At 37.4% G+C, this 13,020-nt stretch carries 12 protein-coding genes; 3 read left to right on the top strand and 9 right to left on the bottom strand.

The window, feature by feature from the left end:
* Positions 1 to 48 precede the first annotated feature (48 nt).
* The 6 genes from pfkA to dnaE form a co-directional block, all read right to left on the bottom strand.
* Entirely contained in the window at positions 49 to 1,008 is a 960-nt protein-coding gene (pfkA, locus tag AC0IXC_RS08805) for a 6-phosphofructokinase (protein ID WP_002034288.1), read from the bottom strand.
* A gap of 128 nt (positions 1,009 to 1,136) precedes the next feature.
* Complete coding sequence (accA, locus tag AC0IXC_RS08800; RefSeq protein WP_000818787.1) at positions 1,137 to 2,111, bottom strand: acetyl-CoA carboxylase carboxyl transferase subunit alpha; 975 nt, start codon at positions 2,109 to 2,111, stop codon at positions 1,137 to 1,139.
* Entirely contained in the window at positions 2,099 to 2,968 is an 870-nt protein-coding gene (gene accD / locus AC0IXC_RS08795) for an acetyl-CoA carboxylase, carboxyltransferase subunit beta (RefSeq protein ID WP_002015500.1), read from the bottom strand. Before accD ends, accA begins: the two co-directional genes overlap by 13 nt.
* 185 nt (positions 2,969 to 3,153) lie before the next feature.
* Positions 3,154 to 3,798 carry a FadR/GntR family transcriptional regulator gene (locus tag AC0IXC_RS08790; RefSeq protein WP_002015502.1) on the bottom strand — a complete coding sequence of 215 codons (645 nt, stop codon included), beginning with the start codon at positions 3,796 to 3,798 and terminating at the stop codon, positions 3,154 to 3,156.
* Positions 3,799 to 3,812: 14 nt separating this feature from the next.
* Positions 3,813 to 5,021: an NADP-dependent malic enzyme gene (gene ystJ / locus AC0IXC_RS08785; protein ID WP_161793975.1), complete on the bottom strand. Its 1,209-nt coding sequence runs from the start codon at positions 5,019 to 5,021 to the stop codon at positions 3,813 to 3,815.
* A 133-nt stretch (positions 5,022 to 5,154) separates the two neighbouring features.
* Positions 5,155 to 8,487 (bottom strand): DNA polymerase III subunit alpha, encoded by a 3,333-nt coding sequence (gene dnaE, locus AC0IXC_RS08780; RefSeq protein WP_326997483.1) that lies wholly within the window; start codon positions 8,485 to 8,487, stop codon positions 5,155 to 5,157.
* Positions 8,488 to 8,529: 42 nt separating this feature from the next.
* On the opposite strand from dnaE, the gene AC0IXC_RS08775 reads away from it, so the two are divergent.
* Together AC0IXC_RS08775 and ytrI are read left to right on the top strand one after the other, a co-directional pair.
* A complete protein-coding gene (locus tag AC0IXC_RS08775) occupies positions 8,530 to 8,943 on the top strand; it encodes a YtrH family sporulation protein (protein WP_002034291.1) in 414 nt (137 codons plus the stop codon).
* The gene (ytrI, locus tag AC0IXC_RS08770) at positions 8,940 to 9,443 is read left to right on the top strand and encodes a sporulation membrane protein YtrI (protein ID WP_002088948.1); all 504 of its coding nucleotides are present in this window, start codon (positions 8,940 to 8,942) and stop codon (positions 9,441 to 9,443) included. The genes AC0IXC_RS08775 and ytrI overlap by 4 nt, the downstream gene beginning before the upstream one ends.
* Before the next feature lie 52 nt (positions 9,444 to 9,495).
* On the opposite strand, the gene AC0IXC_RS08765 is transcribed toward ytrI, so the two are convergent.
* Positions 9,496 to 10,428 (bottom strand): DHH family phosphoesterase, encoded by a 933-nt coding sequence (locus AC0IXC_RS08765; protein WP_002143355.1) that lies wholly within the window; start codon positions 10,426 to 10,428, stop codon positions 9,496 to 9,498.
* A 315-nt stretch (positions 10,429 to 10,743) separates the two neighbouring features.
* Between AC0IXC_RS08765 and AC0IXC_RS08760 the strand changes: the two genes are divergently transcribed.
* Positions 10,744 to 11,049 (top strand): YtpI family protein, encoded by a 306-nt coding sequence (locus AC0IXC_RS08760; RefSeq protein WP_002138595.1) that lies wholly within the window; start codon positions 10,744 to 10,746, stop codon positions 11,047 to 11,049.
* Between the two features lie 7 nt (positions 11,050 to 11,056).
* Here AC0IXC_RS08760 and AC0IXC_RS08755 read toward each other — a convergent pair whose 3' ends face one another.
* Together AC0IXC_RS08755 and AC0IXC_RS08750 are read right to left on the bottom strand one after the other, a co-directional pair.
* The gene (locus AC0IXC_RS08755) at positions 11,057 to 11,320 is read right to left on the bottom strand and encodes a DUF3949 domain-containing protein (RefSeq protein WP_098635284.1); all 264 of its coding nucleotides are present in this window, start codon (positions 11,318 to 11,320) and stop codon (positions 11,057 to 11,059) included.
* Between the two features lie 211 nt (positions 11,321 to 11,531).
* Complete coding sequence (locus AC0IXC_RS08750; protein WP_002088951.1) at positions 11,532 to 12,845, bottom strand: CBS domain-containing protein; 1,314 nt, start codon at positions 12,843 to 12,845, stop codon at positions 11,532 to 11,534.
* Positions 12,846 to 13,020 lie beyond the last annotated feature (175 nt).

Below are 13,020 nucleotides of genomic sequence, written 5' to 3'. Positions count from 1 at the left end.
ACCTCCGAAAATTATGAAACCGTTCCCAAATACAAGGCATTAAGCCGATTAGATAGATAATTCTTTAGATAATTGATACATATCTTTATCGATTGTATGCTTTTGAGCTAACGCTTCGATAATGTCATGATCAACAAGTTTATTATTTTGAATACCAACACAACGTCCGCCATTACCAGCAATTAATAATTCAACTGCTCTTGCGCCAAGACGACTAGCTAATACACGGTCTTGTGCACTTGGTGATCCACCACGTTGTACGTGACCTAATACAGTTACACGAGTATCAAAGCTTGTTGCTTCTTCAATGTGCTTACCGATGTCAATTGCACTTCCAACACCTTCAGCTACAACGATAATACTGTGCTTTTTACCACGTTCACTACCGCGTTTCAGACGAGCGATAACATCTTCCATGTCATACTTTTCTTCTGGAATTAAGATAGTTTCTGCACCATCAGCTAAACCAGCCCATAATGCGATATCTCCAGCGTGACGTCCCATTACTTCGATAACATATGTACGTTCATGAGATGTAGCTGTATCACGGATTTTATCAATTGCATCAATAACAGTGTTTAAAGCTGTATCAAAACCAATTGTGAAGTCTGTTCCAGGGATATCATTGTCGATTGTACCTGGTACACCTACACATGGGAATCCTTGCTCAGTTAATTTTTTTGCGCCTTGGTACGAACCATCTCCACCAATAACGACAAGTCCTTCAATACCATGTTTCTTTAATTGCTCGATTCCTTTTAGTCGTACTTCTGGGTCTTTAAACTCAGGACATCTTGCTGTATATAATTTTGTACCACCACGGTGGATAATATCGCCAACAGAACCAAGTTCTAATTTTTCAATATGACCAGAAATTAAACCAGCGTATCCATGGTAAATACCATATACTTCAATATCATGGAAAATCGCTTTACGAACAACTGCACGAATGGCAGCATTCATACCAGGTGAATCTCCACCACTTGTTAATACACCAATACGTTTCATTTGTACTCACCTCATAAAGATTATTTGCCTTATAATAAAATAACACGAAAAAATACAAAAACACAATGGAGAAGATGTGTCTTTTCATAATAAAAACGTGCATTCGCGAAGAGGAACGCACGCTTTTCTTATTTTATCCCAATGGAAGCGTTTGAAAACGAAACTTGCCCAATTTTCATATATTTTTCATAACGTTTTTCGATTAATTCATCTTTCGAAATTCCGCTTAATTGTTCAAAAGTTTTCTTAAGCATTAAATCTATATTTTCTGATTGTTTCAAAACATTACGATGTGCTCCGCCTTTTGCCTCTGGAATAATTTCGTCAATTACACCTAATTCTTTCAAATCTAATGCTGTAATTTTCATCGCTTCTGCAGCTTCTTTTGCTTTACCAGCATCTTTCCAAAGAATCGCCGCCGCACCCTCTGGTGTAATAACAGAATAAGTGGAATTTTCCAGCATATGAATGTAATCTCCTACTCCAAGACCTAACGCACCACCGCTACCACCTTCACCGATAACGATACAAATAACAGGTACAGTTAAACCCGCCATTTCAAATAAATTACGGGCAATTGCCTCACTTTGTCCACGTTCTTCAGCTGCTTTACCAGGATAAGCTCCCTTCGTATCGATGAAACAAATAATGGGACGATTAAACTTTTCCGCTTGTTTCATTAGACGCAGTGCTTTTCGATATCCTTCTGGATGAGGCATCCCAAAATTACGACGAATATTTTCTTTCGTATCTTTTCCGCGTTGGTGCCCAATTACAGTTACGGGCATCCCCTTATATTTCGCAATGCCGCCGACAATCGCTGCATCGTCGCCAAATAGGCGATCTCCATGACATTCAAAAAAATTAGTAAATAAGTGCTCAATATAATCGAGCGTTGTCGGTCGTTCTGCATGACGAGCAATTTGAACACGGTCCCATACTTTCATATTGCCGTATATATCTTCCTCTAGTTTTTCTAGCTTGTCTTCCAAAATACGAATCTCCTCACTGAAGTCCATCTGGCTGTTTTTCGTATAGTCTTTCAGTTCACGAATCTTATTTCTTAGCTCAACAACTGGTTTTTCAAATTCTAGCTCTGCCATACAGCCATTTCCCCCCCTTGATGAACTTCTAAAATCTTACGGAGTGATTCTCTCATATCATCACGATGCACCACCGCATCTAATTGACCGTGCTCTAGTAAAAATTCTGCCGTTTGGAAATCTTCCGGTAGTTTCTCACGCACTGTTTGTTCAATTACGCGTCTACCAGCAAATCCGATAAGTGCACCTGGCTCTGCAAGATTGTAATCACCAAGTGAAGCGAAACTCGCTGAAACCCCGCCCGTCGTTGGGTGAGTCATAACAGAAATAAATAACCCTCCTGCATTACTATGCTTTTTCAAAGCTACGCTTGTTTTTGCCATTTGCATTAAACTTAATATCCCTTCTTGCATACGAGCACCACCCGAAGCAGTAAAGATAATAAATGGAACTTGTAAGTCGTATGCCTTTTCAACCGCACGGGCAATTTTCTCTCCTACAACAGAGCCCATGCTGCCCATTCGAAAACGAGAATCCATTACTGCAACAACAACAAGCATGTCATCAATTGTTCCTTCACCAGTTACAACCGCTTCATTCAATTTAGTCTTCTTACGATCGTTTTCTAGTTTCTCTTCATATCCCGGAAACTCAAGTGGATTTAGTGAAACCATCTCTTTGTCATACTCACGAAATGAACCTTCGTCCAATATACTATCAAGGCGTTCCCATGCATTCATCGGATGATGATATCCACAATTCACGCATACTTTTAAATTTTTAAGAAGCTCTTTCGTATACATGATTTTTTTGCATTTCGGACATTTTGTCATAACGCCATCTGGTACATCTTTTCGTACTTGTTCTGAAGGTATTGCAGCGTACTTTTTCTTTTTCACGAATAAATCTCTTAGCACAATTTGACCCCCTTCATTGAGAGCTAAGGTTAGCGTAAGAAGAAAATGGGGCTAACACCAATGTTTGATGTTAGCCTTATCTTCTCAATCTGTCTAATAACCTCTCTCTTTACGTTTAACTTTAACCGCTATGCGGTAGAATGTTTGTCATAACGTGTCATGGTCATTTCGACAAATTTTATACATTACGAGTGAAACTGTATATTCTCTACTAATTCATCGTAAATTTTTAATGCATCATTTTCTTGTTTCACTTCCAAAGTAGCATAAAGCTTTCTATACATTTCGATAGAATCTCCTGAAACTTCACAAGAAAGAGTTGCAACGTAATCATTTACGATCATCCAAATGCGATAGAGTAAATAATTATCGAATTGTTCAATAAGTGTTTTAAAGAACGTTTGATGAAGCACCGGAATTGAGCTTTCATTTTCTTCAAGCACTTGGTGTAATTTACTTAGTACTTCAGAAAACGTTTCTTTCGGTAAATTACATACAAGTCGAATCATATCTTTCTCAAGCAATCGTTTTGTTTGTAATAAATCACGAATTGTTTTCTCATCTTGCAGCAAGAACGGAGCAATTAATTGTACAAGACCGTTATCGTAAAAGTTTCGAATAAACGTTCCCTCACCACGTCTCGTTTCAATTAATCCTACCAGCTCTAACGCACGTAATGCTTCTCTTACAGAGGAACGTCCAACATTTAAGCGTGAACTTAACTCACGCTCAGATGGCAAACGATCCCCTGCCACTAAACAATCCTCTTCCATAATGGAACGGATTTTTTTTACAATTTCGAGATATACTTTTGTATTTGATGATGTCAATGGAAATTCCTCGCTTATTCTTTACCAATCAGCGCTAATTGTTTTGTTTTCTCAGCGACTTCATTTGGATCTACTTGACGGCGAGCTACTCCTGTCTCCATTGCTGCTTTCGCAACGTAAGCCGCTACTTGAGGCGCTACACGCGCGTCAAATGGTGCTGGAATGATATGATCTGCATTCAACTCATCCTCTGATACAAGCTCTGCAATGGCCTGTACAGCTGCCATCTTCATTTCTTCATTAATTTGTGTCGCATGTACATCAAGTGCACCGCGGAAAATCCCTGGGAACGCTAGTACATTATTTACTTGGTTCGGGAAGTCAGAACGACCTGTTCCAACAACAGCTGCGCCCGCTGCTTTTGCCAATTCTGGCATAATTTCTGGAACCGGATTCGCCATTGCAAAAATAATTGCATCGTCATTCATTGTACGAACCATCTCTTCAGTTAATGCACCTGCTGCAGATACACCAATGAATACGTCCGCACCTTGTAAAACGTCAGCTAAAGAACCTTCTATACGACTCTTATTTGTATATTTTGCAACTTCATCTTTCACCGGATTCATACCGACAGGACGACCTTCATAGATTGCACCTTTACGGTCACACATAATAACGTCACGTACACCATAGCGGTATAAAAGTTTAATGATTGCAATACCTGCTGCACCTGCACCATTTGCGACAACTTTAATGTCAGACATTTTCTTTCCAACTAACTTCAGCGCGTTCACAAGGCCTGCTACTGTTACGATAGCTGTTCCGTGTTGATCATCATGGAATATTGGAATGTTTGTCTCTTTTTTCAAACGTTCTTCAATAACGAAGCAGTTTGGCGCTGCGATATCTTCTAAGTTTACACCGCCAAAAGTTGGCTCCATTAATTTTACAGTTTCAACAATTTTATCTACATCGTTTGTATTTAAGGCAATCGGGAATGCATCTACACCAGCAAAGCTCTTGAATAATACAGCTTTACCTTCCATTACTGGAAGAGATGCTTCAGGTCCAATGTTACCAAGACCAAGTACAGCCGTTCCATCTGTCACAACTGCTACCATATTTCCCTTCATTGTATATTCATATACCTTACTTTTATCGTCATAAATTTCTTTACAAGGCTCTGCAACCCCTGGAGAATATGCAAGACTTAAATCTTTTGCATTTTCTACTTTTACTTTTGATACAGTTTCTAATTTTCCTTGATGCACTTTATGCATGTGAAGTGCTTCTTCACGAAGTGTTGACAAACTATCCACTCTCCTCAAATTATGCTTGCTGATATCAATTTCTCCAAGTGGTCTGACCACGAACACTACTACTATAATAATCGAAGTGTAGGGAAATTGTCCATTATATTTTCACAACGACATTTTCGTCACCGACAATTTCACGAAGTGCTCCTAGACATTCTTCACTTGGATGAATCGATAAACTTCGAGATAATTGTACCATTTTATGTTCCTTTTCATAATAAATTAGTACTTTCGTAAAACCTGAATAATCAAACAATATTTTTGTAACTTGATTTACAAGCTTTTTTTCATATTGAGACGGCAATTTCACGTAAACAGATGCTTCTTTCATTCCTTCATAAACATCCATTTCTTCTAGCGGATATAGTCCATTCACGATCCATTGCAACTTATGATTTCTTTGCTCGATCGTACCATCAACTAAAACGATTGCACCTTCTTGTAACCTGTCCGAAAAATGTATATACGTTTCTGGAAAAATAACGGCTTCCATTTCATCATTTTGATCACAGAACGTAATAAACGCCATCTTTTGCAACTTTTTCGTACGAATAACTTTCACACTTGTTATATATACGATCGCTCTTTGTACTTTTTTCTTATGTCGCATCGCCTGAGCAAGAGATGGAATTTCTAATTCTTTTCCTAGCTCCGCATACTGCGCTGTCGGATAGCTAGATAAATAAAAACCGAGTGCTTCCTTCTCTTTATTTAACTGTTCAATAAAGGATAGCTCTTCTCCTTGTACGTATTTTGATTTCGGAACAGCATCCCCTAAATCAAAATCACGTGCAAGATTTGCATACTCCAACGCTCCTTTAAGACTTCTCCATAACGTCGTCCTCGAAACACCAAAACCGTCAAAACAACCAGACCAGACAAACGCTTCTAAATTTCGCTCTGTTACAAATTTTGATGGCATACGAAGACAAAACTCAAATAAATCTTCGAACATTTTTTCCTCTCGTTCTTCGAGTAATGCCGTCACGGTAGCCATCCCGATATTCCGAATCGAAAGTAAACTATATCGAATCGCATTCCCTTCTATTTGGAAGTTGTAACCACTTCTCTGAAGAGACGGCGGTAAAACGTGAAAACCTTTCCGCTTCGTTTCTCGTACATACTGCACAATCTTATCTTCATTTCCAATTGCACTTGATAATAACGCAGTCATAAATTCCAGCGTATAATTTGCTTTTAAATATGCAAGCTGATATCCGATCATACTGTAAGCTACAGCGTGACTTCGGTTAAAACCGTAATTCGCAAATCTTACAATTAAATCATAAATTTGTTCTGAAGATGTCTCATCGTATCCGTTTTCCAAACAACCTTGAACAAAATGCTTACGTTCTTGATCTAAAATATCACGATTCTTTTTACTCACTGCACGGCGCAGCAAATCCGCTTCTCCAAGCGAAAATCCAGCTAACTTCGATGCGATTTGCATAATTTGTTCTTGGTATACAATTACGCCGTATGTTCTTTCTAAAATCGGCTTTAAATCCGGATGTAAATATTCAATTTGTCTTTTCCCATGCTTCGATTCAATAAAGGTTGGAATTTGTTCCATCGGTCCTGGTCTGTATAACGAGTTAACGGCGACTATGTCTTCAAATTCATTTGGTTTTAACCCACGAAGTACATTTCGCATACCACCTGATTCAAGCTGGAATACACCTGTTGTATCCCCTCTTCCTAACAATTGAAACGTCTTTTCATCTTGCAGAGGTAAATTTCTTATATCAATTTGTTTCCCGGTTTTTTTAACAATAAATTTTATAATATTTTCAAGTAACGTTAAATTACGTAAGCCTAAAAAATCCATCTTGAGCAATCCAAGTTCTTCCAATGCATCAGCTGGATATTGCGTAACATAGACATCGTTATGCCCTTCTTGAATCGCTACACTTCCCGTTAACGGTTCTTGGCTCATAATAACGCCAGCTGCATGAATAGACGTATGACGCGGTAATCCCTCTACACGTTTTGCAATTTCAAACACACGCTCATGTAACAGATTCCCTTGTATAAACTCACGGAGCGATTGCGATTCCTCATATGCATCTCTTAACGTTATACCAAGCTTTGATGGGATAAGTTTTGAAAATATGTCAATATCTCTTGGCAGGAGTCCCATTACACGAGCAATGTCTCTAATTGCGGCTTTCGCTGCAAGAGTTCCGAACGTTACAATTTGAGCAACACGAAGCTGACCATATTTATCTTTCACATATCGAATCATCTCATCACGTCTTATATCTGGAAAATCAATATCAATATCTGGAAGTGTCACACGTTCAGGGTTTAAAAACCTTTCAAATAATAATTCATATTCAATCGGATCAATATCTGTAATTTCCAATACGTAAGAAACGAGTGAACCAGCTGCCGATCCACGGCCTGGCCCAGTTAAAATATGATTTTCATGTGCATATTTCATAAAGTCCCATACGATGAGGAAATAATCGCTAAATCCCATACGAGAAATAACATTTAATTCATGATCCAAACGTCCTATATGCGCTTCTTTCGGCGTACCATAGCGTTTCTGCAAACCTTCTTCACAAACACGGCGCAAATACGTATCATTCGTCTCGTTAGATGGAACAGGAAATTTCGGTAATTGATTTACATGGAAAGGAATTTCTACTTGGCAACGTTCCGCGATTGTTATTGTATTTTGAACCGCTTCCTCAGCATGAGAAAATAATGCTCCCATTTCATCCGATGACTTTAAATAATACTGATCCGTTTTCATTCTCGGTCTATCTGGATCAGTCATTTTCGTTCCGCCTTCAACAGATAATAAACATTCATGAACAAGTGCGTCACTTTGATTAATATAGCGAACATCATTTGTTGCAACGACTGGAACGTTTACCTTATTAATAAATTCAGGCAGTTTTTCTTGTAAAAGCAGTTCATCTTGAATCGCATGATGCTGCAAACTTATATAAAAATTGCTGAACATATTTTGATACGTACGAGCTACTTCTTCAGCCTGACTCTCTTTGTCTTCTAATAATAGCTGTTCAATCTCTCCGTCTTTCCCTGGTGAAATTGCAATTAACCCTTTCGCATAATGAGCAAGCCACTTCTTCGGGATACCTTCTTTTGACTTCGTCATAATGCTGCTAGAGATCTTTAATAAATTTTGATAGCCTATTTCATTCTCAGCAAGTAAGACGAGTGGATAAGACCTTTCTTCTTCTTCACTAAAAATAGAAGCTGTTAAGCCGATAATAGGCTGTATACCATTTTTCTTGCATGCTTTATAAAACGGAATAACTCCATACATAACATTTTCATCTGTAATGGCCAGCGATGAAAATCCAAGCTCTTTCGCCCGAATGACAAGCTCATCAATTTTACAAGCACTTTTTAATAAACTAAAAACGGTTTGACATTGTAAATGCACAAACTTCACTGTTGTACCCTCTCTTTACCTATGTGACTACTTTTATTATAGGTGATGAGGAAAGCGGAAATCAAAACATACTTCTCATACTTTGTCCATATATATGAAGAAGAAAGGGGAATGACGATGGATGTAAGAGAACATACTTTTTTCTCTCTGCTTATTATTAGTTATTTTATTGCCTTTGGAGTTATACTTGGTGGTTCATTAATTGGCGGATTTGGTGCATTTCTCATCGGAAAACCAGCTCTAACTTATATTAATCAATTCGCCCAAAATTTAAGAATTTGGGCACTCGTTGCAGCAATTGGCGGAACGTTCGATACCTTTTATAGCTTTGAAAGAAGCTTCTTTGGCGGAGATATGAAAGATATCGTAAAACAAATTCTCCTTATTTTTTTTGCAACTGGCGGTATGCAAACTGGTCTTATTATTATTAAATGGCTTACACAGGAACATGTATGAGAGTACCCAGTGCCAATACAGCCAAAAGGTGGTATTTAGTTTTAGCTGGCGCTGCTGTTGGAGGCGTGTTGAGCTGGTTTGTTTTTTTGTACATATACGGTGTTTTTCAAGAAGAACAAACTAGTAAAATAGCAGAACAAAAAGAAATTATCGAAAAACAAGAAGCAAAACTCCACGTCCTTCTCGAAGACCAAGAGAAATTGAACACAGAAAATAAACGGCTCTTAACAATTCAAGAAATCAAAATAAAAATTATAAATCGAAAAAAATATGATTTAGACAATCTTACACTTGAAAACATGACCACTTCTATCCATAATGATCTCCAGCATCTTTTAACGAAAAACATTCAAAGCATCGCAAAAAATAAAGACCTGCTCAAAAAAGTCATCGAAAATAAAACGTACAAACATTACGATCGTATATACCGCTTTAAAGTAGACACAGTCTCTTTTGATACCGTACTTGAAATTAGTATTGATATAGAGAAAGAAAAATAAAAAAAAGGAGGGCTTCAGTGCCTCTCCTTCTCTTTCGTTCAACCTACAATTTTTATCTACACAGCTCACGTAAATCAGCAAACAGGCGATCTGCTTCTTCCCAAGAAGATGCTTTTGCACCAGAAGCCATCGGATGTCCTCCGCCATTATATTGCATTGCTAACTTATTAATAACTGGTCCTTTTGAACGAAGACGAACACGAATAACATCATCTTCCTCTAAAAATAGAACCCATGCCTTTAATCCATCAATATTACCAAGTGCTCCGACAACACCAGATGCTTCAGTAGAAAGTACATCAAACTCTTCTAGTACCTCTTTCGTTAATTTAATGTACGCTGCGCCTTCTTCTACCATTGTGAAGTTTTGTAAAATATAACCGTTTAAACGAGCAATTTTTTCTTTTGTCTTATACATTTCATTGTATAAATCTGTAAATTTCACATCCATGTCAACGAGCTCACTTACGTAACGAAGTGTTTTCGCTGTTGTATTCGGGAATAAGAAACGACCTGTATCCCCAACAATACCCGCTAAAATAAGACGAGCTGCTTCTTTCGTTATCTGTAATCCTTTATCTTTTCCATAACTGTAAAACTCATAAATCATTTCACTTGTAGAACTTGATGTCGTATCTACCCACGTAATATCTCCGTACGGATCTTCATTCGGATGATGATCAATTTTAATTAACATCTTCCCTTTTGCATAGCGTTGATCGTCAACACGTTCTTGGTTCGCAGTATCACATACGATAACAAGTGCATTTTCATATACACTATCTTCAATATCATCCATTACTCGTAAATATTCTAGTGACGGTTCATTGTACCCAACCGTATAAATATTTTTCTCTGGAAACGATTCTTGTAGAATCGTACCAAGACCGCCCTGTGAACCTAATGCATCTGGATCTGGACGCACATGACGATGAATAATAATTGTATCAAACTCTTTAATTGCTCCTAAAATTTGCTCATGCATATGTATAATCTCCTTTTTATTCAACTTCTTCATTTTATCCCGCATTAACGTGTAGTAAGACTCCCACCTCAAAAGTATTAAAAACAATGGGGCAAAATTAATTTGGAGCCTGGATGCACGTAAAAGCCCGATTGGTGAGGGTTAATAATTAGTACGTGGGATCTCCCCACACTAATTAAAGTTTCACTTTATCCCTCATTATAACGGAAAACATTTCATACATGCGAACAATTGCTTTATAATAAAAGTTAGAAAGTTTAGATTTTTCTTTTTTCTAAATTGTTATTTTTATACCAATCGATGGGAGCGTGTATTATGCCAATATTCGTCTTTTGTATTATCATCTCATTTGTGTTGTACCTCTTCTACAAAACAAAGTTCTTTCGTACAAACCGTCCAATGGAGAAAGGTTGGCTCTCAGGAAAATCCGCAATGGCACTCGGCTTATTCGTCCTATTCTTTGGGATAAACCAATTCTTTTTAGAACTTTCAACTGCACGCATTATCGTTGGTGTTTTGTTTATTTTACTTGGCAGCGCGAGTACATTTAATGGATTCCGCCAATATAAACACTTTCTACCATTAGCAGTCAAAGAAGCCGAATCTTATAAAACAACGTAAAAAAGCATCAACATTGTGATGCTTTTTTACGTCCCTTCACTTTCAAAATCATATATGCAACAAACGCAGATGGTATATTAAAGGGATTACCTTGCACGTGAAAATGTAATTGTTCTTCTCCAAAAGACATCTGTTTGTATAGTTCTTGCTGAGATAATCCTGTTCGTTTCTTTTTTTCATTTAATCCTTGTAAGTATAAGTATTGAATTGGTATCATCACAAAGAAATAAAAGAGTGCGATACCACCAAAAAAGAGTAATTCTGATGACATATTGCATCCCCCTTCCGACATCCATTATCTTACAATCTAATTATATCATAGTATACACTCTAAACAAATAAATATTCTGTTTTTTCTAATTATACAATCATCTCTCCTTATATATATTTCCCGCTAAAACTCTTCCACATCTTTAGCAACAGCTTCCAAACCCAATAAAACAAAAAAGATGGAACAAACCAAGACGATTTGTTCCATCTTTTTATTTATCGATCAATTGCACCATAAGTAATGCTTTCCCGACAACATTACCTTCATGATGCACTTCTACATCAATCTTACCAAATTTACGCCCAATTTCTAATACTTTCGGATGAACTGATACAACATTATCAATTTGAACTGGCTTAACGAAATAAATGGTTAAGTTTTCAACAATTAAATCGCTCTTCTTCTGCGCACGAATGACACGGTTTGTTGCTTCTGTCACAATTGTTGTGAATACACCGTAAGATAACGTCCCGATTGAATTCGTCATTTGTGGCGTCACTGAAAATTGATACAAATGCTCATTTTTCGCTTCTTTCGGCGTCATAAATTGGTTCGTTACAATATCATCAATTGTTTCCCCAACTTGCGGTTGACGTTGAATCATTTGCAACGCCTGAAGTACATCTTGGCGACTAATGATCCCTTGCAATTTATTCCCTTCTTCCACAACAGGAAGTAACTCAATACCTTCCCACACCATCATACGTGCTGCAGCTGCGACAGACATTTTTCCGTTTACCGTAATTGGATGCTTTGTCATCACTTTATCAATTGGTGTTTCTTTCACGACACCAATCATATCTTTTGAAGTTACAATACCTAACACCTTTTTATTTTCATCAACAATTGGATAACGTCCATGCATCGTTTCTTCATTATACGCATGCCATTGCTGTACTGTATCATTTGGCTTTAAATATAACGTTTCTTCAATCGGCGTTAAAATATCTTCAACGAGTACAATTTCTTTCTTGATAAGTTGATCATAAATTGCACGGTTAATTAACGTTGCGACCGTAAATGTATCATAACTACTTGAAATAATTGGAAGTTTTAATTCATCTGCTAATTTCTTCACATGATCTTCCGTATCAAATCCGCCCGTAATTAACACTGCTGCCCCAGCTTCTAGTGCTAATTGATGTGCGTTCGTACGGTTACCGATGATAAGTAAATTCCCTGCTTCTGTATAGCGCATCATCGCTTCTAATTTCATAGCCCCGATTACGAATTTATTTAATGTTTTATGTAGTCCTTCTCTGCCTCCAAGTACTTGACCATCGACAATGTTAACGACTTCTGCATATGTCAGTTTTTCGATATTCTCTTTCTTCTTTTGTTCAATTCGAATTGTTCCGACACGTTCAATTGTACTAACATATCCTTTATTTTCTGCGTCTTTAATTGCACGGTAAGCTGTCCCTTCACTTACACTCAAATCTTTCGCAATTTGCCTCACAGAAATTTTATGCCCTACCGGCAGGCTATTAATATGTTCTAAAATTTGATTATGTTTGGTAGCCAAATGGTTTCACCATACTTTCTTTTCCCTAAATTCTTCATGTGTTGTATTTTCAGTATACTATATTTTCAAAACTGTTACACTCTCTCTTTATATGCCTGTACCATTTTTTTTATAACAAAATACCCCTTACATTCCACCAGTCATTCTATTACAACAATGTAATGCTGTTGTCATC

The organism is Bacillus sp. AC266, from assembly GCF_979253805.1.
This window is presented reverse-complemented; position numbering and strand designations above follow the sequence as displayed.